Annotated in this window: 24 protein-coding genes and 1 pseudogene; 14 read left to right on the top strand and 11 right to left on the bottom strand. The window is 63.4% G+C overall.

Features of this window, described 5'->3' with window-relative positions:
* Nucleotides 1-96: 96 nt before the first annotated feature.
* The 6 genes from ACWGTI_RS25145 to ACWGTI_RS25120 form a co-directional block, all read right to left on the bottom strand.
* Entirely contained in the window at nucleotides 97-480 is a 384-nt protein-coding gene (locus tag ACWGTI_RS25145; protein ID WP_454589620.1) for a VOC family protein, read from the bottom strand.
* Between the two features lie 25 nt (nucleotides 481-505).
* The gene (locus ACWGTI_RS25140) at nucleotides 506-1,831 is read right to left on the bottom strand and encodes a bifunctional folylpolyglutamate synthase/dihydrofolate synthase (RefSeq protein ID WP_454589619.1); all 1,326 of its coding nucleotides are present in this window, start codon (nucleotides 1,829-1,831) and stop codon (nucleotides 506-508) included.
* 62 nt (nucleotides 1,832-1,893) lie between these two features.
* Complete coding sequence (gene accD, locus ACWGTI_RS25135) at nucleotides 1,894-2,817, bottom strand: acetyl-CoA carboxylase, carboxyltransferase subunit beta (protein ID WP_454589618.1); 924 nt, start codon at nucleotides 2,815-2,817, stop codon at nucleotides 1,894-1,896.
* Between the two features lie 48 nt (nucleotides 2,818-2,865).
* Nucleotides 2,866-3,705: a tryptophan synthase subunit alpha gene (gene trpA / locus ACWGTI_RS25130; protein ID WP_454575369.1), complete on the bottom strand. Its 840-nt coding sequence runs from the start codon at nucleotides 3,703-3,705 to the stop codon at nucleotides 2,866-2,868.
* Between the two features lie 2 nt (nucleotides 3,706-3,707).
* Nucleotides 3,708-4,958: a tryptophan synthase subunit beta gene (gene trpB / locus ACWGTI_RS25125; protein WP_454589617.1), complete on the bottom strand. Its 1,251-nt coding sequence runs from the start codon at nucleotides 4,956-4,958 to the stop codon at nucleotides 3,708-3,710.
* Nucleotides 4,959-4,986: 28 nt separating this feature from the next.
* Nucleotides 4,987-5,646, bottom strand: coding sequence for a phosphoribosylanthranilate isomerase (locus tag ACWGTI_RS25120; protein ID WP_454589616.1), 660 nt, complete (start codon nucleotides 5,644-5,646; stop codon nucleotides 4,987-4,989).
* Between the two features lie 44 nt (nucleotides 5,647-5,690).
* Between ACWGTI_RS25120 and ACWGTI_RS25115 the strand changes: the two genes are divergently transcribed.
* On the top strand, nucleotides 5,691-5,975 hold the full coding sequence (locus ACWGTI_RS25115; RefSeq protein ID WP_454589615.1) for a hypothetical protein: 285 nt from the start codon (nucleotides 5,691-5,693) through the stop codon (nucleotides 5,973-5,975).
* Between the two features lie 117 nt (nucleotides 5,976-6,092).
* Here the strand turns inward: ACWGTI_RS25115 and ACWGTI_RS25110 are convergent, their stop codons facing one another.
* The 4 genes from ACWGTI_RS25110 to ACWGTI_RS25095 all read right to left on the bottom strand — a co-directional run bounded on the left by ACWGTI_RS25110 (nucleotide 6,093) and on the right by ACWGTI_RS25095 (nucleotide 9,502).
* Nucleotides 6,093-6,851, bottom strand: coding sequence for a M48 family metallopeptidase (locus ACWGTI_RS25110; RefSeq protein ID WP_454589614.1), 759 nt, complete (start codon nucleotides 6,849-6,851; stop codon nucleotides 6,093-6,095).
* A gap of 118 nt (nucleotides 6,852-6,969) precedes the next feature.
* On the bottom strand, nucleotides 6,970-7,449 hold the full coding sequence (locus ACWGTI_RS25105; RefSeq protein ID WP_454589613.1) for a DUF2852 domain-containing protein: 480 nt from the start codon (nucleotides 7,447-7,449) through the stop codon (nucleotides 6,970-6,972).
* Between the two features lie 117 nt (nucleotides 7,450-7,566).
* Nucleotides 7,567-8,709 carry a benzoate/H(+) symporter BenE family transporter gene (locus tag ACWGTI_RS25100; RefSeq protein WP_454589612.1) on the bottom strand — a complete coding sequence of 381 codons (1,143 nt, stop codon included), beginning with the start codon at nucleotides 8,707-8,709 and terminating at the stop codon, nucleotides 7,567-7,569.
* Nucleotides 8,710-8,731: 22 nt separating this feature from the next.
* Nucleotides 8,732-9,502 carry an alpha/beta hydrolase gene (locus ACWGTI_RS25095; protein ID WP_454589611.1) on the bottom strand — a complete coding sequence of 257 codons (771 nt, stop codon included), beginning with the start codon at nucleotides 9,500-9,502 and terminating at the stop codon, nucleotides 8,732-8,734.
* A gap of 219 nt (nucleotides 9,503-9,721) precedes the next feature.
* On the opposite strand from ACWGTI_RS25095, the gene infC reads away from it, so the two are divergent.
* From infC to ACWGTI_RS25055, 8 genes are all read left to right on the top strand, one after another.
* Nucleotides 9,722-10,258 (top strand): translation initiation factor IF-3, encoded by a 537-nt coding sequence (gene infC / locus ACWGTI_RS25090; protein ID WP_112559872.1) that lies wholly within the window; start codon nucleotides 9,722-9,724, stop codon nucleotides 10,256-10,258.
* Nucleotides 10,259-10,430: 172 nt separating this feature from the next.
* Nucleotides 10,431-11,060 carry a methyltransferase family protein gene (locus tag ACWGTI_RS25085; RefSeq protein ID WP_454589610.1) on the top strand — a complete coding sequence of 210 codons (630 nt, stop codon included), beginning with the start codon at nucleotides 10,431-10,433 and terminating at the stop codon, nucleotides 11,058-11,060.
* Between the two features lie 182 nt (nucleotides 11,061-11,242).
* Complete coding sequence (gene rpmI, locus ACWGTI_RS25080; protein WP_006201248.1) at nucleotides 11,243-11,446, top strand: 50S ribosomal protein L35; 204 nt, start codon at nucleotides 11,243-11,245, stop codon at nucleotides 11,444-11,446.
* A 39-nt stretch (nucleotides 11,447-11,485) separates the two neighbouring features.
* Nucleotides 11,486-11,887, top strand: a complete 402-nt coding sequence (rplT, locus tag ACWGTI_RS25075) for a 50S ribosomal protein L20 (RefSeq protein ID WP_027053776.1) — start codon at nucleotides 11,486-11,488, stop codon at nucleotides 11,885-11,887.
* Nucleotides 11,888-12,027: 140 nt separating this feature from the next.
* Nucleotides 12,028-13,125, top strand: coding sequence for a phenylalanine--tRNA ligase subunit alpha (gene pheS, locus ACWGTI_RS25070; protein ID WP_454589609.1), 1,098 nt, complete (start codon nucleotides 12,028-12,030; stop codon nucleotides 13,123-13,125).
* On the top strand, nucleotides 13,122-13,571 hold the full coding sequence (locus ACWGTI_RS25065; RefSeq protein ID WP_454589608.1) for a GFA family protein: 450 nt from the start codon (nucleotides 13,122-13,124) through the stop codon (nucleotides 13,569-13,571). The genes pheS and ACWGTI_RS25065 overlap by 4 nt, the downstream gene beginning before the upstream one ends.
* Nucleotides 13,571-15,979: a phenylalanine--tRNA ligase subunit beta gene (pheT, locus tag ACWGTI_RS25060; RefSeq protein ID WP_454589607.1), complete on the top strand. Its 2,409-nt coding sequence runs from the start codon at nucleotides 13,571-13,573 to the stop codon at nucleotides 15,977-15,979. The genes ACWGTI_RS25065 and pheT overlap by 1 nt, the downstream gene beginning before the upstream one ends.
* A 73-nt stretch (nucleotides 15,980-16,052) precedes the next feature.
* On the top strand, nucleotides 16,053-16,655 hold the full coding sequence (locus ACWGTI_RS25055) for a nucleotidyltransferase family protein (RefSeq protein WP_454589606.1): 603 nt from the start codon (nucleotides 16,053-16,055) through the stop codon (nucleotides 16,653-16,655).
* A gap of 285 nt (nucleotides 16,656-16,940) precedes the next feature.
* Here ACWGTI_RS25055 and ACWGTI_RS25050 read toward each other — a convergent pair whose 3' ends face one another.
* Entirely contained in the window at nucleotides 16,941-17,936 is a 996-nt protein-coding gene (locus tag ACWGTI_RS25050; protein ID WP_454589605.1) for an aldo/keto reductase, read from the bottom strand.
* 96 nt (nucleotides 17,937-18,032) lie between these two features.
* Between ACWGTI_RS25050 and ACWGTI_RS25045 the strand changes: the two genes are divergently transcribed.
* The 5 genes and pseudogenes from ACWGTI_RS25045 to ACWGTI_RS25025 all read left to right on the top strand — a co-directional run.
* Nucleotides 18,033-18,920 carry a LysR substrate-binding domain-containing protein gene (locus ACWGTI_RS25045; RefSeq protein ID WP_454589604.1) on the top strand — a complete coding sequence of 296 codons (888 nt, stop codon included), beginning with the start codon at nucleotides 18,033-18,035 and terminating at the stop codon, nucleotides 18,918-18,920.
* 117 nt (nucleotides 18,921-19,037) lie between these two features.
* Nucleotides 19,038-19,616 carry a cytochrome b gene (locus ACWGTI_RS25040; RefSeq protein ID WP_454589603.1) on the top strand — a complete coding sequence of 193 codons (579 nt, stop codon included), beginning with the start codon at nucleotides 19,038-19,040 and terminating at the stop codon, nucleotides 19,614-19,616.
* A 67-nt stretch (nucleotides 19,617-19,683) separates the two neighbouring features.
* A complete protein-coding gene (locus ACWGTI_RS25035) occupies nucleotides 19,684-20,259 on the top strand; it encodes a YceI family protein (protein ID WP_454589602.1) in 576 nt (191 codons plus the stop codon).
* A 113-nt stretch (nucleotides 20,260-20,372) separates the two neighbouring features.
* Nucleotides 20,373-21,359 (top strand): Gfo/Idh/MocA family protein, encoded by a 987-nt coding sequence (locus ACWGTI_RS25030; RefSeq protein WP_454589601.1) that lies wholly within the window; start codon nucleotides 20,373-20,375, stop codon nucleotides 21,357-21,359.
* Between the two features lie 31 nt (nucleotides 21,360-21,390).
* Nucleotides 21,391-21,777 (top strand): annotated as a pseudogene (locus ACWGTI_RS25025) (FAD-dependent oxidoreductase); the annotation flags it as partial.
* Nucleotides 21,778-22,009: the final 232 nt, after the last annotated feature.

Raw genomic sequence — 22,009 nt, 5'->3', positions numbered from 1 at the left:
ACCGCCAGAATCACCAAACAGTCAAGAATTACCGCCGTTCCGGTGAAAGAATTTAGCACCACACTATTTTCATTGACATGCTACGGTCACTAAAAATCAATGACTTACTTGGCTATGTTCTTTTTGTGTTCTCGTCCAGGTGTTCAAGTCGGGCCAGGCCTGAAACGTGTCATCGCAGGCGTGTTTCTTGGCCGTGACGTCGACGCCCTTCGATTTGATGTGGGCGATCGCCGCGTCGATGTTTTCCACCTCAAGGCAAAGGTGGTTGATCTGGTTCTGCTCGTTGTATTCAGTGCCGTCCTTCTGGAACACTTCGACATGGCTGCGGCCGCCGCAATTGAGGTAGAAGCCGAACACCTTGCCGTCGCGCAGGAAATTGAACTGGGTGTCGAGGCCGAGCACGCCACCATAGAAGCTTCGCGTCACTTCCAGATCATGCGCGAAAATGCAGACATGGGCGAGCTGCTTGACCTTAATCATGACCGGCTCCTCGCAGTGAACGGCTTCAAGTCGGCGGCGTGCCGTTTTCTGCCAGCACTGCGCCCGCGAGATACAAGGAACCACCGATCAGGATGCGTGGCGCCGGGCCATCCCAGGTGTCGCGCAGCAGCATCAGCGCGCTGGCGACGGAGCTGACCGGCTCGGCGGTCAGCCCGGCTTCCGTCGCGCGGACCGCCAGCTCGTCATTCGGCACACCGGCATCGCTCATGCTCACCGGCACCGTGTAGACATGCCGTGCCAGACCCTTGAAGGCGCGAAAATAGCCGCTCTGGTCCTTAGTGTTGATCATGCCGGCAATCAAAAACAGCGGCCGCGGGTTCTTCTCTTCCTGCTCGGCCAAAGCTTCGGCAATGACCAAGCCGGCGCCGGGATTGTGGCCGCCGTCGAGCCAGATGTCGGCCCCCTTGGGCGCCAGTTCCGCCAGCTTGCCCTGTGCCAGCTTCTGCATGCGGCCTGGCCAGGCGACGGTGGTCATCGCCTTTTCCGTGGCGCGGTGGCTGATCTCGAAGCCGGCGGCCTTGACCGCGGCAATGGCTGCCGCCGCATTGGCGAACTGGTGGCGTCCGGGCAGGCGCGGCGGCGGCAGGTCCATCAGCCCGTCCTCGTCCTGGTAGACCATGCGGCCGTTTTCCTCGAAGGCGAGGAAATCCTGGCCATAGACGAAGGTCGGGCAATCGAGCCGCTCGGCGGTTTCGATCAGCACCTGCAACGCCGTTTCGCTCTCCTGCGCGCCGATCACCACCGGGCAGCCGCGCTTCATGATGCCGGCCTTTTCGGCGGCGATCAACTCGACCCGGTCGCCGAGATAGGCTTCGTGGTCCATCGACACCGGCATGATCACCGACACGGCCGGCCGGGAGACGACATTGGTTGCGTCGAAGCGGCCGCCAAGGCCGACCTCGATGATGGAGGCAGCGGCCGGATGCTCGGAAAACAGGATGAAGGTGACGGCGGTGAGTATCTCGAAGACGGTGATCTTCTGGCCTTCATTGGCCTGGGCGACGCGGGCAATGGCTTCGGCGAAGGTCTCATCGTCGACCAGCCTGCCGCCGCCTTCGGCCGCCAGCCGGTAGCGCTCGGCCCAGTTCACCAGATGCGGCGACGTGTGGACATGGACGAGATGGCCGCCGGCTTCGAGCAGCGCGCGCGAAAAGGCCGCGCACGAACCCTTGCCGTTGGTGCCGGCGATGTGGATGACCGGCGGCAGCCGGTCCTGCGGATTGCCGAGACGTTCGAGCAGCCGGGTGATGCGGTCGAGCGAAAGGTCGAAGCCTTTCGGATGCAGCGCCATCAAGGCGTCGATTTCGCGGTCTGCGGCAAGCGTTGTCATGGGAGAATCCTAAGCATGCGCGCAGGCGCACGCAATCACTGATAGCGGCCAGAAACGTCGCGTCAGGCCTGCGGCCTGGCTTCCGTCGGGAGGATGGCCGGCGGCAGGATTTCCGGCTCCAGCGGCTTTTGCTCGGGAACCTTGAGCAGCATCTTCAACAGCCGCGCAATCGTTCCGCGCAGTTCCAGCCGCGACACCACCATGTCGACCATGCCGTGCTCCATCAGATATTCGGAGCGCTGGAACCCGTCCGGCAGTTTTTCCCGGATGGTCTGCTCAATGACGCGCGGGCCGGCAAAACCGATCAGCGCGCCGGGTTCGGCGATATGGACGTCGCCCAGCATGGCGTAGGAGGCGGTGACGCCGCCAGTGGTCGGGTTGGTCAAGACGACGATGTAGGGCAGACCGGCTTCCTTCAGCCGATCGAGGCCGACCGTGGTGCGCGGCAATTGCATGAGCGACAGGATGCCTTCCTGCATGCGGGCGCCACCGGAGGCCGCGAACAGGATCAGCGGCCGCTTGCGCTGCAAGGCGACCTCGAAAGCGTGCACGATGGCGTCACCGGCGGCCATGCCGAGCGAGCCACCCATAAAGGCGAAGTCCTGCACCGTCACCACCACCGGCAGGCCTTCGACCGTGCCCAGCGCGTTGACGATGGCGTCTTCCAGGCCGGTCTTGGCCTTGGCGTCCTTGAGGCGGTCGGTATAGCGCTTCTCGTCGCGGAACTTGAGCGGGTCCTGCATGACCTTGGGGTTCTCAAGCTGCTCGTATTTGCCGTCGTCGAAGAAGAACTTGAGCCGCTCCTTGGCCGAGATCTTCATGTGATGGCCCGATGACGGAATGACGAACTGGTTGGATTCCAGGTCCTTGTGGAACACCATCTCGCCGGTCTCGGGATCCTTGATCCAGAGATTCTCGGGCATATCGGTGCGCCGGCCGAGCATCGAATTGATCCTCGGGCGAACGTAGTTGGTGATCCAGTTCATCGCTTCGGGTCCTGTCCTGACGAAGAGTTGGCTAAAGACGTAGGGAAACTATTCGGCAGCAGCAAGGCGGGCCGAACGCACCCCTTGCGACAGGCCGCTGACCAAAGTGGCGACGGCCTCCGCCGGGTCGGCGGTCTTTTCGCCCTTCGGTCCCAGCACATTGGCAACCGCATTGACGATGGCAGTACCGACGACGACGCCGTCGGCATTGGCGCCGATGATGCGCGCCTGTTCGGCGGTCTTGACGCCGAAGCCGACGCAGACCGGCAGGTCGGTGTGACCCTTGATGCGCTTGACCGCGGCCGCAACCTTACCGGTATCGGCCAGAGCCGAGCCGGTGATGCCGGTCATCGAGACGTAATAGACGAAGCCCGAGGTGTTCTGCAGCACCTTGGGCAGGCGCTTGTCGTCGGTGGTCGGCGTCGCCAGGCGGATGAAGTTGATGCCGGCCTTCAGCGCCGGGATGCAGAGTTCCTCGTCCATTTCCGGCGGCAGGTCGACGACGATCAGCCCATCGATGCCGCTGGCGATCGCATCCTTCAGGAAACGGTCGACGCCGTAGATGTAGATCGGGTTGTAATAGCCCATCAGAACGATCGGCGTCTCGTTGTCGCCAGCGCGGAAGTCCGCCGCCATCTGCAAGGTCTTGACCAACGTCTGGCCACCTTTCAGCGCCCGCAGGCCCGCTGCCTGGATCGCCGGGCCATCGGCCATCGGATCGGAAAACGGCATGCCCATTTCAATGACGTCGGCGCCAGCCTTGGGCAGCGCCTTCATGATCGACAAAGCGGTGGCATAGTCCGGGTCGCCACTCATGAAATAGGTGACGAGCGCCGGACGGCCCTCGGCTTTCAGCTTCGCCATGCGGCGGTCGATGCGGGTCACCATGATCAGATCTCCATGCCCAGCATCGAGGCCACCGTGTGCACATCCTTGTCGCCACGTCCCGACAGGTTGACGATGACGATCTGGTCCTTGTCCATATCAGGCACGATTTTGACCGCATGGGCGATCGCGTGCGCGGATTCCAGCGCCGGGATGATGCCTTCGACACGCGTTGTCAGCTTGAAGGCCTCGAGCGCCTCGTCGTCGAGGATCGGCACGTATTCGACGCGGCCGGAATCGCGCAGCCAGGAGTGCTCGGGGCCGACGCCGGGATAATCGAGTCCGGCCGAGATCGAATGGCCGTCCAGGATCTGGCCGTCGGCATTCTGCAGCAGATAGGTGCGGTTGCCGTGCAGGACGCCGGGCGCGCCGGCATTCATCGAGGCGCAATGCTCGATGCCGTCAAGGCCGCGGCCGCCGGCTTCGATGCCGATGATGCGGACTTGCCTGTCGTCAAGGAAGGGATGGAACAGGCCGATGGCGTTGGAGCCGCCGCCGACGGCGGCGATGATGGTGTCGGGCAGCCGGCCTTCCTGTTCGAGGATCTGGGCGCGCGCCTCAGTGCCGATCACCGACTGGAAGTCGCGCACCAGCTCGGGATAGGGGTGCGGGCCGGCGGCGGTGCCGATCAGGTAATAAGTATCCTCGACATTGGTCACCCAGTCGCGCAACGCCTCGTTCATGGCGTCCTTCAGCGTGCCGTGGCCGGCGGTGACCGGGCGCACTTCGGCGCCAAGCAGCTTCATGCGGAAGACGTTGGGGCTCTGCCGAGCAACGTCGGTGGCGCCCATATAGACGACGCAGGGGAAGCCGAAGCGCGCCGCAACCGTGGCTGCCGCGACGCCGTGCTGGCCGGCGCCGGTCTCGGCGATAATGCGCTTCTTGCCCATGCGCTTGGCCAGCAGGATCTGGCCGAGGCAATTGTTGATCTTGTGCGAACCGGTGTGGTTCAGGTCCTCGCGCTTGAAATAGACCTTGGCGCCGCCCCTGAGGCCCTTCGCCGAGGAAACCTCACGAAGATGTTTCGTCAGCCCTTCGGCGAAATACAGTTTTGAGGGCCGCCCGGCATAGTGCGTCGACAGATCGGTCAGCTCGGCCTTGAAGTCCGGATCGTTCTTGACCTCGTTCCAGTGCCGTTCGAGGTCGAGGATCAGCGGCATCAGCGTCTCGGCGACGAAGCGGCCGCCGAAGATGCCGAACATGCCCTGCTCGTCGGGTCCGGTGCGGAAGGAATTGGGTGTCGCCGGCTGGTCCATCGCCGATCTCCTGGTTCGAAAGAATTATTCAGGCGGCGCGGTCGTCGCGCGCGGCCCTGACGGCCCGGAAAAACTGCTCGATCAGCGCCGGGTCCTTGACCCCCGGAGCGCTTTCCACGCCCGACGAAATGTCTATTGCGGGCGGATTGGCTGACCTCAGGGCGTCGCCGATGTTGGCGGCGTTGAGCCCACCGGAAAGCATGTAATCGAGCCCGGCGTCAAGGCCGGCCAGAATGCGCCAGTCGAAGGCGACGCCATTGCCGCCCGGCAGTTGCGAGCCTTTCGGCGGCTTGGCATCGAACATGAACCGATCGGCAATGCCGACAAAGGGCTTTAGCCGCTCGAGATCGGCGGCCTCGCTGACGGAGAATACTTTCATCACAGGCAGACCATAGCGGGCCTTCACCGCAGCCACCCGCTCCGGCGTTTCCGCGCCGTGCAGCTGCAACATGTCGGGGTGCATTTTTTCGACAATTTCATCCAGGAAGGCGTCATCGGCATCGACGGTCACGGCAACCGCCCTGGCCTTGCCGATTGCCGCCTGGCGCAGGCGGCCGGCTTCCGCAGGCTCGACATAGCGCGGGCTCTTGGCGAAGAAGATGAACCCGACATGGCTGGCGCCGCCGGCCAATGCCGCGGCCATTGCCTCATCGGTCTTCAACCCGCAGATCTTGATGTCGAGCGCCATGGCGCGGGGATTGGCACGAAAAGCCGCAAGAGTCGAGAAAAAGCATGCTGTTTGCCGGCAGCGCCAAGAGCGCTACCTATGAAGGACAAGCCAAGGCGGGAGCAGACGACATGGCCGACCGGACCGTAGCCGAACTCAGGCAGAAGATCGCGCAGGCGCGCGAGGTCATTGTTCATCTGATGGACAAGGCCGCCTTCGACGGGGCGGAAGCCCATCGGGCGCTGGATTATTTCGGCGGCGACGCCTTCGAGAAGGATTTCCTGCCCTGGCCGCATCATGGAAATGAGGGACTGCGGCCGGAGGAACTGAATGCGGCGAATGATGATTGAGGGGGCCTAGGGCCGTCAACCGCGATTTCGTCATCCACGGGCGCAGCAAGGAGCGTAGCGTCACAGCGCAGACCGTGACGAAGCGAAGGGGAACGCTGCTCTCGCCCGACGTGCGCCCTAATCAAACACGATCGCCTGCAGCGCGCCGCCATTGCGCTTCAGCCAGTCCTTGCAGCGGTCAGTGTCGGGGCAGAGCTGCTCGCACAGTTTCCAGAATTTCGGACCGTGGTTCATCTCCTTGAGATGCGCCACCTCATGCGCGACGAGGTAGTTTATGACAGGCGTCGGCGCCATCATGATCCGCCAGGAGAAGGACAGGTTGCCGTCGGAGGTGCAGGAGCCCCAACGGCTCGACGTGTCCTTGAAGCGGATCGCCTTGGCGCGCTTGCCGAGCGTCTCGGTGTGTTTGATCACCAGCTTCTCGATCTCCTTCTTGGCCTCGCGCTTGAGGAAATCGGCGATGCGGCGCGGCAGATGAATGCGGTCGCCATGCACGATCAGCAGCGGGCCGCGCTCGTCGCGCGACACGGAAACGGTGCCGCGCTTCGACGGTTCATGGACGATGCGATGCGCCACGCCGCGGATCGGGACCTTGATGCCGGGGCGCACCTGCGGCCGCGTCGGCACCTTGGCCAGCCGCTGCTCCAGCCAGTCCTGGTGGCGGTGCAGGAACTTTTCCACCTCGCCGCGGCGCAGGCCCGGCGGCACGGTGATGCGCAGGCCCTGGCCGCCGGAATCGATGCGAAGTGTGAGCCGCCGTGCCCGGGCGCTCTCGACGATCCTGAGCGGCAGCGTGCGGCCGGCAACGACATGCTCTCGCTCTTTGACAGGCGAGGGCTTGGGCTTGGTCAGGTTGCGAAAGAAGCCGAAGGACATGGCTGAACGATACGCGATTCGAGGAAAACGACCAGTAGAGGGAACGCCAAAAGAGAACAAAAAAGAAACGGCGCCGCTTGCGCGACGCCGTCATCATACCTTGGCCTGTCGCGCGGCCTCAGTCGTCGAGCAGGTTCGAGCCCTTGCGCTTGGGGGTCGCCGGCTTGGTCGATTCAGTTGTTGTGGTCGGAGCAGTCGACTTGTGGCGGTTGGCCATGAAGCGGTCGAACTCGTCCTGGTCCTTGGCACGGCGCAATTCGCGGGCATAGTCGTCGAACTCGGTCAGCATCTCGTCGAGCTTGCGGCGCTCTTCGGCGAGGCGCTCGAGTTCCTTCTCGCGCCATTCGTCGAAAGCGACATTGCCGGTGCGAGCTGAACCATGGCCCCAGCGCGCGGCCTTGTCGGAACCGCGGCGACAGCCGGCGAAGATGCCATCGGTGGCGCGATTGACGTCGCGCTTGAAGCCGTCAAGCCGGTCGCCCCAGATGATGTAGGCAAGCATGGCCAAGCCGAGCGGCCAGAACACCATGAAGCCGATCACCATCAGCGCGATGGTCGCCGGCGTCCAGGCCGGGCGGATCAATGCGGATGTGTTCATTTTCTCCCAGTCCTTCAGTTGGAAGCAGCCGGGTCCGGCTGCGTGGATTCGAAATGGGATGGGAAAAACGGCGATTCAAGACAATACCGGCCAAAACCGGACAAGGGTTTGAAATGATTATTTCTTTTTGAGCGCTTCGAGGAAAAGCACGACCAGCCCGGCGATCAGGCCCCAGAATGCAGCGCCGACACCGAACAGCGTCAACCCTGAAGCGGTGACCACGAAGGTGACCGTGGCGGCCATGCGCTGGTCCTCGTCCTTGAGCGAGATCGACAGCGCGTTGGCGAGCGACCCCATCAGCGCCAGACCGGCGACCAGCACGATAAGGCTCTGCGGCAGCACGGCGAAGATCGCCACCAGCGACGCCCCGAAAATCGCGAAGACGAGATAGGCGAGCGCATAGAAGGGTCCGGTCTTCCAGCGCTCGGCGGGATCGGGATGGACGTCCGGCCCGGTGCAGATCGCCGCCGAAATCGCAGCCAGATTGGTGGTCGAGCCGCCAAACGGTGCTGACAGCAGCGAGAACAGGCCGGTGACGCCGATCAGCGGGCCGGGTTCGGGGTGGTAGCCGGCGGCGCGCAGCACGGCGAGGCCCGACAGGTTCTGCGAGGCCATGGTGACGAGATAGAGCGGCAGCGCCAGGCCGATAATGGCGGCGGCGCTGAAATGCGGCGCTATCAGCGTCAGCGTCGACAGTTCCGGCGCCGGCAGGCCGCCGACGCGGCCGGTGAGGAAGGCGGCAGTGCCGCCGCCGATCAGCACCGCCAGCACCGACAGCGCCGGGTTGAACAGGCGGATGACGAAGAAGGCCGCCATCAGCGGCAGGATCAGCCAGGGGTCGACGGGAATGGTCTTGACGGCATTGAGCGCGAAGGTGACGACGATGCCCGCCAGCATGCCGGACGCGACCGACGCCGGTATCCTCGATATCAGCTGGGTCAGAGGCTTGAACAGGCCGGTGACGATCAGCAGGATGCCGGTGACGATGAAGGCGCCGACCGCATCGGGCATGGTAAAGCCGCTCGACGCCGCCATCAGCGCCAGGCCGGGTGTCGACCAGGCGGTGATGACGGGCATTTTCGTGCGCCAGGACAGCCACAGGCACTCGATCGCCATCGCCAGGCACAGCACCGTCACCCAGCTCGCGGTTTCGGCCTGGGTGGCGCCAACCGCCTTGGCGGCGGCAATGACGACGGCCAGCGTGCCGCCGAAGCCGACGATTGCCGCGACAAAGGCGGATATCGGGATGGAAATGCGCATTCTTGCCTAGCTCGCCCGCCCGCTACTTTGCCCGCGCGACCATGCCGCCCACGGCCCTAAGCAGCATGTCGAGGTCCTGCGGCCGCGACAGGCGGTGATCGCCGTCAGGGATGAGCGACAAAGTGACGTCGTCGGCCGGCAGCAGGGAGACCAGCTTCAGCGCATGGCTTGCCGGCGCGTCGGCGTCGGCCAGCCCCTGCAGGATATGGACGGGGCAATGGGTGTCGATCGGGCCGGTCATGACCCGGTTCGCCCTGCCGTCCTCGATCAGCGCGCTTGTGTAGATATAAGGCTCGGCGGAATAGTCCGATGGCTCCTCAAAAAAGCCCTTCTTCTTGAGGTCGCGCTTCTGTGCCGCGGTCAGCGCCGGCTCGACCAGCTCGGTGGTGAAATCCGGCGCCGGCGCCAAGAGCACCAGGCCAACCACATTGGTGTCGTCGGACTTGCGCAGCTCCTGTACCATGCGCAGTGCAATCCAGGCTCCCATCGAGGAGCCGACCAGCACCTGCTTTCCCTTGGTGAAACGCCGGAAGACGGCGAGGCTCTCGCCGAGCCATTTCGAGATGGTGCCGTCGGCAAAGGCGCCGCCGGATTCGCCATGGCCGGAATAGTCATGACGCAGGAAAGCTCGGCCTTCGCGGGCTGCCCAATCAGACAGCGTCTCAGCCTTCGTGCCCAGCATGTCGGATTTGTAGCCGCCGAGCCAGACGATGCCGGGCGTCGCGCCCGAGGAATGGCGCACCGCGATGCTGATTCCCTGGACATCCAGAAGGATTGGAGTGGTCGCGGTCATGGCGGTCTGTCAGTCCTGATTTTGCTGACCGGTCTTTTGGCACAGGCAAAGGCGAGGCGGAAAGTGCCCGCTATATCCTTTGTTTGGTGCAGACCTGCGTTCAGGGTGATTTTCCGTAAGCGCTGTGCTATTGACTCCGCCCGCGCGCTCACCACATTGGCGCGTCCTGAATATTTCTAGATTGAAACCCTGAACGAAACGGCCAAGGAGACCACGACCATTCGCAGACCTTTCAAAGCAGCGGCGCCTACCAAGGATGGCCCGCGCTCCAACCGTGATATCCGGGTTCCCCGGGTCCAGCTCATCGACGCCGAAGGCCAGAACCGAGGCGATGTCTCCATCAACGACGCATTGCTGCTCGCCGAAGAGGCCGGGCTCGATCTGGTCGAGATATCGCCCAATGCGGTGCCGCCCGTCGTAAAAATCCTCGATCTCGGCAAGTTGAAATACGCCAACCAGAAGAAGGCGGCCGAGGCGCGCAAGAACCAGAAGGTCATCGAGATCAAGGAGATCAAGATGCGCCCGAACATCGACAGCCATGACTACGAGACCAAGATGAAGGCCGTGCGGCGCTTCTTCGAGGAAGGCGACAAGGTCAAGCTGACGCTGCGCTTCCGCGGCCGCGAAATGGCGCATATGGAACTCGGCATGCAGCTCCTGAACAAGGTGCGCGAGGAAGTGTCGACCATCGCCAAGGTCGAAGCGGAACCGAAGCTCGAAGGCCGCCAGATGATGATGGTGCTGGCGCCGCGCTAGGTGTCTTTAGGTAATGCGATTATCGGCTCGGGCGTGGTGACAGCGCTTAAATCCGCCTGAATCCAGTTCCAAGGCGTCCCGGTGATCGACGGGACGCCTGTTTTCTTGCCCGGCGGTTCCGCACCGCCAAGGACGTGTTTCTTTGCCCCAAACGCCTCGAATGGATTCCGCTATGGCCAACCGTGAAGCCGAAAAGGGCCTTGGCGGCTATCAGCACATGCGCCGCATGGTGCTTGCCGTGCTGGTGGTGGTGCTGTTTGCCGCACTCCTGTTCGGTCAGTCGACCTTTCCACCGGACACGCCGGTGCACGAGACGATCGAGATGGTGGGCGTGCTGTTGATTTTCCTCGGTGTCGTTGGCCGTCTGTGGTCGACCCTTTACATCGGCGGCCGCAAATCCTCCGAAGTGGTGATCGGCGGACCCTATTCGATCACCCGCAACCCGCTCTATGTCTTTTCGACTGTCGCGGCAGCCGGCGTCGGCGCGCAGATCGGCTCGTTCTCCGGCATGATCCTTTTTGCGCTGTTGTGCGCCGGCGCCTTCCACATCGTCATCCTGCGCGAAGAGCGGTATCTCAAGGACGTGCTTGGAGCGCCTTACCAAGCCTATCTGGCGCGGGTGCCGCGCTTTTTTCCCAATCTGTCGCTCTACCAGGAAGGCGATACAGGCAGCTTCAAGCCGCGGCTTTTGCTGACCACCTTGCTCGATGGGCTGGTGTTCCTGGTGGCGTTGCCGGTGTTCGAGTCCATCGACGGCGCCCAGCAATCGGGCATTCTGCCCGTGTTGTTCCGGCTGCCCTGATCCCGGACAGAGCGTCGCAGCCCTTCGGGTGTTGCGCGCGCGCCTGCTTTGACGTATAGGACCGCGTTCCAAAAAACCGCCCGGCAGGGCATGCCGTGGCGGTTTCATTTGCTTTTCGGGCTTTTGGTCCGCCCGAAGCGAACAAGAAGCGCGATTGTGCGCCACCAATACGGAGTAGCAAAATGCCCAAGATGAAGACCAAATCGGCCGCCAAGAAGCGGTTCAAGATCACAGGTACGGGTAAAGTTTTGTCGGCTGCGGCCGGCAAGCGTCACGGCATGATCAAGCGTTCCAACAAGTTCATTCGAAATGCCCGCGGCACGATGGTTCTGGCTGAACCGGATGGCAAGAAGGTCATCAAGAATTTTCTGCCGAACGGCCTCTGAGCATTCGGTTTCAGGAACAGCGTTTAAGGAGATCATGACATGGCACGCGTAAAAAGAGGCGTCACCGCTCACGCCAAGCACAAGAAGGTCCTGAAAGCCGCGAAAGGCTTCTACGGCCGCCGCAAGAACACCATCCGCATCGCCAAGCAGGCGGTGGAAAAGTCGCTGCAGTACGCTTACCGCGACCGCAAGAACCGCAAGCGCTCGTTCCGCGCGCTGTGGATCCAGCGCATCAACGCCGCGACCCACGAACACGGCCTGACCTATGGCCGCTTCATCGACGGCCTCAACAAGGCCGGGATCGAAATCGATCGCAAGATCCTGTCCGACATGGCCATCCATGAGCCGCAGGCTTTCGCCGCGCTGGTGGCCAAGGCCAAGGTCGCGCTCGAATATCTGAAGAACACGACGCCGAATGCTTTTGAAAGCGCTGTCGCCTAAGCCAGCGCTTCCCAAGCTATTCAATATCTGATTTGGGGAACCCGCGCTGGCACGGCTGGCGCGGGTTTTTCTTATGCCCGCTGTAACCAAAATGGTGACGCACCGAACCACGGTGGCCACCCGACCAAGAGAGTTTCGCCGTGAACGCCACCGCTGGAAATCTTGATGCCCTGGAAGGTTCGTTGCTCGCCGAAATCGCGGCGGCCTCGGATGAAACCGCGATCGAGGCCGTGCGTGTCTCGGCGCTGGGCAAGAAGGGCTCGGTCTCCGAAATGCTGAAGACGCTGGGCGCGATGAGCGCCGAGGAGCGCCAGGTCAAGGGCCCGGCGATCAACGGGCTGAAGAACCGCGTCACCGAGGCGCTGACCCAGCGCAAGGCCGAACTGAAGGACGTGGCTGTCATTGCCCGGCTCGCCGCCGAGACGGTCGACGTCACGCTGCCGGTGCGGCAGTCGCCGGCCGAGCGCGGCCGCATCCATCCGATCAGCCAGGTCATCGACGAGATCGCGGCGATCTTCGGCGATCTCGGCTTCGCCATTGCCGAAGGCCCCGATGTCGAGAGCGACTATTACAATTTCACCGCGCTGAATTTCCCTGAAGGGCATCCGGCGCGCGAGATGCACGACACCTTTTTCTTCCAGCCGGACGAGAAGGGCGAGCGCAAGCTGTTGCGCACGCACACCTCGCCCGTGCAGATCCGCACCATGGAGAAGCAGAAGCCGCCGATCCGCATCGTCATTCCCGGGAAAACCTACCGGCAGGATTCAGACGCCACCCACTCGCCGATGTTCCATCAGGTCGAGGGGCTGGTGATCGACAAGTCGGCCAATGTCGCCAACATGAAGTGGGTGCTGGAAGAGTTCTGCAAAGCGTTCTTCGAGGTGCCGCAGGTCAAGATGCGCTTCCGGCCGTCCTACTTCCCGTTCACCGAGCCGAGCCTCGAGGTCGACATCCAGTGCGACCGCTCGAAGCCGGGCGAAGTGCGCTTCGGCGAAGGTTCCGACTGGATGGAGATCCTCGGCTGCGGCATGGTGCATCCCAATGTGCTGCGCGCCGGCGGGCTCGATCCCGACGAATATCAGGGCTTTGCCTGGGGCATGGGCATCGACCGCATCGCCATGCTGAAATACGGCATGCCGGACCTGCGTGCCTTCTTCGACGCCGACGTGCGCTGGCTGTCGCATTACGGCTTCCGGCCGCTGGACATGCCGACGCTGTTCGGAGGGCTTTCTGCATGACTGCTCCCCATCCAGGGGGATGCCGCTGCGGTGCGGTGCGGTTCGAGGCTTCGGCCGAACCGCACCATGTCAGCTATTGCCATTGCGGCGACTGCCGGCGCGCCAGCGGCGCGCCGGTGTCGGCCTTTGTCGGCTTTCTCACCGAGCAGGTGGCTTTCACCGGCAAGGCGCTGAAAATGTACGAGAACGGGCCGGTCACGCGCTCGTTCTGCGGCATTTGCGGCTCGCCGATCGCCTATGTCGACGAGCGGCTGCAAGACCACATCTATTTCATGCTCGGGGCCATGGACATGCCGGCCTATTTCCGGCCGACGCACCATGCCTATGTGCGCGAGCAGCTGCCTTTCCTGCATATGCCCGACGACCTGCCGCGCCATTTGAAGACAAGCGTACCCCGGCCTGATGGACAGAGACCGGACGGGTACAGACAAAACGGAACACTGTGATGAAGCTCACCCTCTCCTGGCTCAAGGATCATCTGGAAACCGACGCCCCGCTCAACGAGATTGTCGAGCGGCTGACCTCGATCGGCCTCGAAGTCGAGCATGTCGACGACAAGGCCAGCCTGAAGCCGTTCGTCATCGCCAAGGTGCTGACAGCCGTGCAGCATCCCGACGCCGACCGGCTGCGGGTGCTGACGGTCGACACCGGCAACGGCGCAGCGCCCATTCAGGTGGTGTGCGGCGCGCCGAATGCCCGCGCCGGCCTGATCGGCGCCTTCGCCGCACCCGGCACCTATGTGCCCGGCATCGACGTGACGCTGACGGTCGGCAAGATCCGGGGCGTCGAAAGCCATGGCATGATGTGCTCGGAGCGGGAGCTGGAGCTGTCGGACGAGCACAACGGCATCATCGACCTGCCCGCCGACGCGCCGGTCGGTACCAGCTTCGCCGCCTACGCTCACCTCGACGATCCGGTGATCGAGATCAATCTGACGCCGAACCGTCCCGACGCGACCAGCATTTACGGCATTGCCCGCGACCTGGCGGCGAGCGGGCTTGGCCGCCTCGTCGGCGGCGCCATCATGCCGCATGCCGGCAGCAGCATGTGCCCGGTGAAGGTGACGATCGAGGCGCCGGAGCTCTGCCCCGGCTTCGCGCTTCGGCTGGTCAAGGGCGTGAAGAACGGCCCGTCGCCGAAATGGCTGCAGCAGCGGCTCATCGCCATTGGCTTGAGGCCGATCAGCGCGCTGGTCGACATCACCAATTACGTCACCTTCGATCGTGGCCGGCCGCTGCATGTGTTCGACGCCGCCAAGGTCGCCGGCAACCTCGTCGTGCGCCGCGCGCGCAATGGCGAAAAGGTCATGGCGCTCGACGGGCGCGAATACACGTTGACGCCGGACATGTGCGTCATTGCCGACGACAATGGCGTCGAATCGATCGCCGGTATCATGGGCGGTGAGCATTCCGGCTGCGACGAGAACACCACCGACGTGTTGATCGAATCCGCCCTTTGGGACCCGATCACCACGGCGCGTACCGGACGCTCGCTCGGGATCATCACAGATGCGCGCTATCGGTTCGAGCGCGGCGTCGACCCTGAATTCATGGTTCCGGGCGTCGAGCTGGCGACCAGGCTGGTGCTTGATTTCTGCGGCGGTACGCCGACGGAGATCGAAGTGGCCGGCTATGCCGGCCACACACCCAAGATCGTCTCCTTCCCGCTGTCGGAAGTGAAGCGGCTGACCGGCATCGAGGTGCCAAAAGCGGAAAGCCTCGACATACTGTCGCGCCTCGGCTTCAAGCCGCAGGGTTCGGGCGAAGTCGTTGATGTGGCGGTGCCGTCCTGGCGCCCGGATGTCGACGGCAAGGCTGATCTGGTCGAAGAAGTGATGCGTATCCACGGCGTCGACAACATCGCACCGCAGCCGCTGGGCGCGCATGATGCGGTCAATTCCAGGATACTGACCACGCTGCAGGTGCGCACCCGCACGGCCAAACGCTCGCTTGCCGTGCGCGGCATGATGGAGGCCGTCACCTGGTCGTTCATTCCGGCCAGGCACGCCGAACTGTTCGGCGGCGGCCAGACGGCACTGAAGCTTGCCAACCCGATCGCTGCCGACATGTCGGATATGCGACCCTCGCTGCTGCCGGGGCTGATTTCTGCCGCGCAGCGCAATGCCGACAAAGGCATTGGCGACGTGGCGCTGTTCGAGGTGTCCGGCACCTACGAGGGCGACGGCCCCGACCAGCAGCGGCGTGTTGCCGCCGCCGTGCGGCGCGGCACGGCCAAGCTCGAGGGCTCCGGCCGCAACTGGGCCGGCAATTCCGGCCCGGTCGGCGTGTTCGACGCCAAGGCCGATGCGATCGCGGTCCTTGAAGCCTGCGGAGCACCAGTCGACCGGCTGCAGATCGAGCCCGGCGGCCCGGCCTGGTATCATCCCGGCCGCTCCGGCACGATCAAGCTCGGCCCGAAGACCGTGCTCGGCACATTCGGTGAATTCCACCCGAAGACGCTGGAGGCGCTCGACGCTTCCGGGCCGATCTGCGGCTTCGAGGTCTACATCGACGCTGTGCCGGAGCCGAAGGCCAAGCCGACGAAAACCAAGCCGAAGCTGGAGCTTTCCCCCTTCCAGGCGGTGAAGCGCGACTTTGCCTTCGTCGTCGACAGAGGAGTCGAGGCCGGCACGCTGGTGCGCGCAGCGCTCGCCGCCGACAAGAAGCTGGTGTCAGGCGTTTCGGTGTTCGACGTCTTCGAGGGCGCTTCGCTCGGCGCCGCCAAGAAGTCGATCGCCATCGAAGTCTCGATCCAGCCGGTCGAAAAGACGCTGACCGACGAGGATTTCGAAGCGCTGGCCAAGCGCATCGTCGACAATGTCGGCAAGCAGACGGGCGGCGTGCTGAGGACATAGAGCGGCTAACCCAGCTCTACATCTTTGCCTTCCGAGGATTGCCGAGCGATGGCGAATCGCTCTCCAAAGGGCGATGGACAATCTGCGCTATTCCGGGCTGCCTTTCGAAGCTCAGCGAGCGGCTTTTCTCGACATCGTATCGGCGGACCCGCTCGTCCGCGAGGCGCTGGAACGCACACGCGCGCTCGCCCTGCCGGACTGGCTGGTGGTTTCAGGAGCGCTCTATAATTCCGTCTGGAACCATCTGACCGGCAAACCGTCGGGTTACGGCATAAAGGACGTCGATCTCTTCTACTTCGATGACAGCGACCTGTCCTACGAGGCCGAGGATGCGGTCATTCGCCGAGCGGCGAAACATTTCGAGGGGATGACGCTACCGGTCGAGGTGCGCAACCAGGCGCGGGTGCATCTGTGGTATCCGCAAAAGTTCGGGCGGCCTTGCCCGCGCTATACAAGTTCAGCCGAGTCCGTCAGCCATTTTGCCTCGAAGACGCATGCGGTGGGCGTGCGGTACGATGCTGACGGACAGCTGGAGCTGGTGGCGCCGTTCGGGCTGGACGATCTTTTCTCGTTCCGCATCACGCCGAATAGGGTGACGGATAATCAAAAGACGCATGAGGCCAAGGGGGCGCGGGCGAAGGAGTGCTGGCCGGAGATTACGGTGGTGCCTTGGTGAAGAATGACCAGATGTCGGCGCGACGCACCCCCCTCTGCCCTGCCGGGCATCTCCCCCGCAAGGGGGGAGATTAGCTGTCGCCGCTGCTTTCGCTGGTCTCCAGCGTTGCAAGATGGGTGCCGCCGATGAGGCTGCCAATCTCCCCCTTGCGGGGGAGATGCCCGGCAGGGCAGAGGGGGGTGCCTCGCGCCAACACAAGAAAAGGGTGCCGTAGCGCCCTACGAGGACCCCCACCCCGATCCGCTACGCGGATCGACCCTCCCCACAAGGGGGAGGGTAAAGCACTCAACCATTCACCAGTGCCAGCAGTTCCTCCGGATAGCGCTTGCCGACCACCTTGTCCGGCGACAGCGCATCGCCAATCGCCGCCACCTCGGCCGCACTGAGCTCAATCCCGGCCGCCGCTGTGTTCTGCTCGAGATGGCGGATTTTTCTTGCGCCGGGGATCGGCACGATGAAATCGCCCTGGTGCAGCACCCAGGCCAGCGCCAGCTGCGCCGAGGTCACGCCCTTTTGCGCCGCCAGTTTCTCCAGCGTCGCAATGACCTTGGCATTGGCCGCCATGGCATCGGCCTGGAAGCGCGGCAAGGTGCGGCGCCAGTCGTCGTCGCTCAAGGTTTCGGGCTCGGCGATGGTGCCGGTGAGCAGGCCTCGGCCGAGCGGGCTGTAAGGGACGAAGCCGATACCGAGTTCGCGGCAGACGTCGAACACCTCGTCTTCCGGATCACGGCTCCACAGCGAATATTCGCTCTGGACGGCCGCGATCGGATGCACGGCGTGCGCCCGGCGGATGGTGGCGGCACTGACCTCCGACAGGCCCAGCGCCCGCACCTTGCCCTCGCGCACCAGCTCGGCCATGGCGCCAACCGTATCCTCGATCGGCACATTGGGATCGACACGGTGCTGGTAGAAGAGATCGATGACATCGGTATCGAGCCGCTTCAGCGAGGTTTCCGCCACCGCCTTGACGTGCTCGGGGCGGCTGTCGACGCCGACCATGCGCTCGATGCCTGAGCCTTTCTCGGAAATCTTGAAGCCGAACTTGGTGGCGATCGTGACCTTGTCGCGCACCGGCTTCAGCGCCTTGCCGAGCAGGATTTCGTTCTCATAGGGACCGTAGACCTCGGCCGTGTCGAAGAAGGTGACGCCAATTTCGACGGCGCGACGCAAGGTGATAATCGCTTCTGCCTCTGCCTGACCGCCATAGGCGAAGCTCATGCCCATGCAGCCGAGGCCGACGGGGAAGACTTCGAGTTCAGTTCCTAGCTTGCGGGTTTGCATCACGTGTCTCCTTGTTGTGATGCGGTTGAGGTAATGCCTTGAACCATGTTCGATAATCATCTCTTATTCGTACAGGCTGTTCCAAGAGATAGATCAATGAATCGCACTCACCTTTCGCAACTGGCGGTGCTGGCCACCGTCGCCCAATGCGGCAGCTTTCGCGGCGCCGCCAGGGAACTGGCCATTGCGCCCTCGGCCGTCAGCCATGCGGTGTCCAGCCTGGAGGCGCGGCTTGGCGTGCGGCTGCTGGCGCGCAGCACACGCAGCGTTGCGCCGACCGAGGCAGGGGCGCAGTTGCTGGAGCGGCTGCGGCCGGCCCTGTCGGAGATCGACCTGGCGCTGGAAACAGCGATCGAGGCGCGCGACCGGCCAGCCGGCAATCTGCGGCTGACCGTGCCGCGCACCGCGGCCCACCTTACACTGACGCCCAGACTTGGCGCCTTTGCATCGGCCTATCCCGACATCGTGCTGGAAATCGTCATCGAGGACCGCTTCACCGATGTCGTCGAAGGCGGTTTCGATGCCGGCGTGCGCCTCGGCGAAAGCCTGCAGCGCGATATGATCGCGGTGCGCATAGGACCAGACCTTCGCGGCGCCGTCGTCGGCGCGCCGTCCTATTTCGCGACCATGCCCAGACCGCAGCATCCGCGCGATCTTGCCGATCACCGCTGCATCCGCTTCCGTTTTTCAAGCGGCATTCTCTACCGCTGGGAATTCGAAAAGGACGGCGAAGAGATCGAATTCGCCGCTCAAGGGCCACTGATCCTCGACGAGGACCATCTGATCGCCCAGGCAGCGGTCGACGGCGCTGGCCTCGCCTTCGTCTTCGACGATTATGTGCGCGCACCGCTCGCCGACGGCCGGCTGATCCGCGTGCTGGACGACTGGTGCCCGCGCTTCGACGGCTTCTTCGTCTACTATCCCAGCCGCCGCCAGATGCGCCCGGCGCTGCGGGCTTTTGTGGATTTCTTCAAGGTGGGGTGAGAAGTGGTTCGCGTAGCGGACGCCTGAGCCTGTGAAGGGCCGGGCTGGTAACTGCGGCGAACCGCTGCTCCACCACAGGAGGTGGAAGAAAGCGGACCCGCCGTTCGTTTATTTGCCATGCCGGCATCGATCACAAACAGCACGATCCGCTACGGTTGGGTGGCGATCATCCTTCACTGGCTGATCGGCATCATCTTCATTGGCCAGTTCGCACTTGGCTTGATCATGGTGCGGTTGACCAGCCAGCGCACCGCCTTCGAGCTCATCCAGCTGCACAAATCCTTCGGTTTTCTGCTGCTCGGTCTCATCATCCTGCGCATCGCCTGGCGGCTCGGCAACGCGGCGCCGGCTCTGCCGGCATCGACCGGAGCGCTGGAGCGTCGCACCGCGCCGCTGGCGCATCTGGCGCTCTATGCCTTCCAGCTCGCGCTGCCGCTGTCCGGCTGGGCGCTGGTCTCGGTGTCGATGCTGGAGATACCCAGCATGCCGTTCAAGCTGTTCGTGATGCCGAATCTGCCGCTCGGCCTGTCCGACGCGGCGGAAAGCTTCTGGGCGGCAACCCACTGGTACCTCGCCTATGCCGGCATTGCGCTGGTCGCGCTGCATGCGCTGGCGGCGCTGCGCCACCATTTCTGGCTGCGCGACAGCGTGCTGACGCGCATGATCACGCCTTCGTCAGATGGCGATGTGGAATAGGGCGCGCCGCGTATTCGTTCATGGAGGAAAGGCGCAGGACTTTGCCTGCCCGAGAAGGACAAAACCCATGTATGCGCGCATCTTCGGATTGGCGGCTGTCGCCGTTTGCCTTGCCATGCCAGTCTTGGCGGCGGTGGACCTTAACGACGCCGCCGGCAGTTACACGGTGAACCCGGCCAGTTCCAGCATCCACTTCTCCATCGGCAAGGTCGGTGGCGGCGGGCTGAACGGCGCCTTTGGTCGGTTCAAGGGCTCGATCCGCATCGACAACCGCGATGTCGGACGTTCCCAGGTCAATTTCACCATCTATCCCGAAAGCGTCGGCACCGGGCAGAGCCGCATCGACGCCTTCCTGCGCTCCGACGCGGTGTTCGACGCCGCCAACAATCCGGAAATACAGTTCCGCTCGACCAGCGTGACGCGCACCAGCGACACCACGGCGCTGGTCAGCGGCCGGCTGACGGCGCGCGGCAAGACGTTTGCGGAAAAGTTCACCGCCGAGCTCGGCGGGCTGAAGGGCGGCACGATCAAATTCCATGTCACCGGCAAGGTGCTGCGCTCCCGCTACGGCATGGATGTCGGCACGCCGATCTATTCCAACATCGTCGATTTCGACATGACGCTGACGGGGAAGAAGGGCTGAGCGGCTTTTCCTCGCCCGCTTTGCGAGGGCGAGGAACTGGCGCCATCATCAATTGGCTTTTCCCCCAAATTCGGGCAAACCTCCTCGACTGTAAAATCGATAGGAGAAGCCAGATGTTCCGATGGGGTGTTTTGTCGACGGCCAAGATCGGCCGCGAGCAATTGTTGCCGGCAATCGTCGAGGCCGAGAATGGCGTTCTGTCGGCCATCGCCAGCCGCGACCTGTCGAAGGCCAAGGCTTTAGGCGAACGTTTCGGTGCCCGCCATGCCTTCGGCTCCTATGAGGAACTGCTCGCTTCGAAAGAGGTCGACGGCGTCTACATCCCACTGCCGACCTCGCAGCATGTCGAATGGACCGCCAAGGCCATCGAAGCGGGCAAGCATGTGCTGGTGGAAAAGCCGTTGGCGCTCGACGCCAAGGACATCGCCCCGCTGATCAAGCTGCGTGACCAGAAGAAGGTGCTGGTCTGCGAAGCCTTCATGGTCATCTACCATCCGCAATGGATCAAGGTGCGCGACCTCATCGCCGACGGCGCCATCGGCCGGCTGCGCCATGTGCAAGGCGCGTTCTCCTATTACAATGTCGACCCGACAAACATGCGCAACCAGCTCGATCTCGGCGGCGGCGCGCTGCCCGATATCGGCGTCTACCCGACAGTGTCGACACGGTTTTCGACCGGCAAGGAGCCTAGCCGAGTGCAGGCGACGATCGAGCGCGACAAGAAATTCGGCACCGACATCTACTCCTCGATCCGCGCCGATTTCGGCGATTTCGAACTGTCCTTCTACCTGTCGACGCAAATGGCCGCGCGGCAGGTGATGGTGTTCCACGGCGAGAAGGGCTTCATCGAGGTGTTTTCGCCGTTCAATGCCGGGCTCTACGACCACCACCGCATCGAACTGCACAACCAGAACCACACCGAGGCACAGGTGTTCCGCTTTCCCGGCACGCAGCAATACCGGCGCGAGGTCGAGACCTTTGCCAAGGCGGCCGAGGGGGGCAAGGAGCGTGTCTTCACGCTGGAGGAATCCGTGCTCAACCAGAAGGTCATCGACGCCATCTTCCGCGCCGGCGGCAAGGACGGCTGGGAAACCGTCTGACCACTTTATCAAAGCCCGGGGGAGCAAAAGGATGGCTGACGATGCGGATGTGATCATTGTCGGCGCCGGCCTCGCCGGGCTGGTTGCCGCGGCCGAGCTGGCCGAGGCCGGCAAGAAAATCATCATCGTCGACCAGGAACCGGAGCAGTCGCTTGGCGGCCAGGCGTTCTGGTCCTTCGGCGGCATTTTCCTCGGCGATTCGCCTGAACAGCGGCGCATGCGCATTCGCGATTCCTATGATCTGGCGCTCGAGGACTGGCTGGGCACCGCCGCCTTCGATCGCCCGGAAGATCTTTGGCCGCGCCGCTGGGCCGAGGCGTATGTCGGCTTTGCCGCCGGCGAGAAACGCTCGTGGCTGATGCAGCGCGGCCTAAAGTTCTTTCCGGTGGTTGGCTGGGCCGAGCGCGGCGGCGGCAATGGTGCGGTGGTCTGAACGACCGAACGGTGTTGCCGCAAGCTCGCGAAGTCGCGACCACTTCATCCGCGGCATCATTCCAGCGATTGATTATTCCTCGAAGTCGATACCCGAAAAAGTGTCACGATGCCCGGAGACCCACAACGAGCCGCTGACGGCAAGTTTGGATGCTTGCCTAAGCAAGACCGTCCCATACGGCGGGTACCCACGCGCTTTAAGCGATGCTAATGTTCTT

The organism is Mesorhizobium sp. ArgA1 (genome assembly GCF_053714375.1).
This window is presented reverse-complemented; position numbering and strand designations above follow the sequence as displayed.

Bases quoted from the DNA above. Each gene is read 5' to 3' on its own strand.
- ACWGTI_RS25145 (WP_454589620.1), bottom strand. From the start codon at position 480: ATGATTAAGGTCAAGCAGCTCGCCCATGTCTGCATTTTCGCGCATGAT.
- ACWGTI_RS25140 (WP_454589619.1), bottom strand. From the start codon at position 1,831: ATGACAACGCTTGCCGCAGACCGCGAAATCGACGCCTTGATGGCGCTG.
- accD (WP_454589618.1), bottom strand. From the start codon at position 2,817: ATGAACTGGATCACCAACTACGTTCGCCCGAGGATCAATTCGATGCTC.
- trpA (WP_454575369.1), bottom strand. From the start codon at position 3,705: ATGGTGACCCGCATCGACCGCCGCATGGCGAAGCTGAAAGCCGAGGGC.
- trpB (WP_454589617.1), bottom strand. From the start codon at position 4,958: ATGGACCAGCCGGCGACACCCAATTCCTTCCGCACCGGACCCGACGAG.
- ACWGTI_RS25120 (WP_454589616.1), bottom strand. From the start codon at position 5,646: ATGGCGCTCGACATCAAGATCTGCGGGTTGAAGACCGATGAGGCAATG.
- ACWGTI_RS25115 (WP_454589615.1), top strand. From the start codon at position 5,691: ATGCTGTTTGCCGGCAGCGCCAAGAGCGCTACCTATGAAGGACAAGCC.
- ACWGTI_RS25110 (WP_454589614.1), bottom strand. From the start codon at position 6,851: ATGTCCTTCGGCTTCTTTCGCAACCTGACCAAGCCCAAGCCCTCGCCT.
- ACWGTI_RS25105 (WP_454589613.1), bottom strand. From the start codon at position 7,449: ATGAACACATCCGCATTGATCCGCCCGGCCTGGACGCCGGCGACCATC.
- ACWGTI_RS25100 (WP_454589612.1), bottom strand. From the start codon at position 8,709: ATGCGCATTTCCATCCCGATATCCGCCTTTGTCGCGGCAATCGTCGGC.
- ACWGTI_RS25095 (WP_454589611.1), bottom strand. From the start codon at position 9,502: ATGACCGCGACCACTCCAATCCTTCTGGATGTCCAGGGAATCAGCATC.
- ACWGTI_RS25085 (WP_454589610.1), top strand. From the start codon at position 10,431: ATGGCCAACCGTGAAGCCGAAAAGGGCCTTGGCGGCTATCAGCACATG.
- rpmI (WP_006201248.1), top strand. From the start codon at position 11,243: ATGCCCAAGATGAAGACCAAATCGGCCGCCAAGAAGCGGTTCAAGATC.
- rplT (WP_027053776.1), top strand. From the start codon at position 11,486: ATGGCACGCGTAAAAAGAGGCGTCACCGCTCACGCCAAGCACAAGAAG.
- ACWGTI_RS25065 (WP_454589608.1), top strand. From the start codon at position 13,122: ATGACTGCTCCCCATCCAGGGGGATGCCGCTGCGGTGCGGTGCGGTTC.
- pheT (WP_454589607.1), top strand. From the start codon at position 13,571: ATGAAGCTCACCCTCTCCTGGCTCAAGGATCATCTGGAAACCGACGCC.
- ACWGTI_RS25055 (WP_454589606.1), top strand. From the start codon at position 16,053: ATGGACAATCTGCGCTATTCCGGGCTGCCTTTCGAAGCTCAGCGAGCG.
- ACWGTI_RS25050 (WP_454589605.1), bottom strand. From the start codon at position 17,936: ATGCAAACCCGCAAGCTAGGAACTGAACTCGAAGTCTTCCCCGTCGGC.
- ACWGTI_RS25045 (WP_454589604.1), top strand. From the start codon at position 18,033: ATGAATCGCACTCACCTTTCGCAACTGGCGGTGCTGGCCACCGTCGCC.
- ACWGTI_RS25040 (WP_454589603.1), top strand. From the start codon at position 19,038: ATGCCGGCATCGATCACAAACAGCACGATCCGCTACGGTTGGGTGGCG.
- ACWGTI_RS25035 (WP_454589602.1), top strand. From the start codon at position 19,684: ATGTATGCGCGCATCTTCGGATTGGCGGCTGTCGCCGTTTGCCTTGCC.
- ACWGTI_RS25030 (WP_454589601.1), top strand. From the start codon at position 20,373: ATGTTCCGATGGGGTGTTTTGTCGACGGCCAAGATCGGCCGCGAGCAA.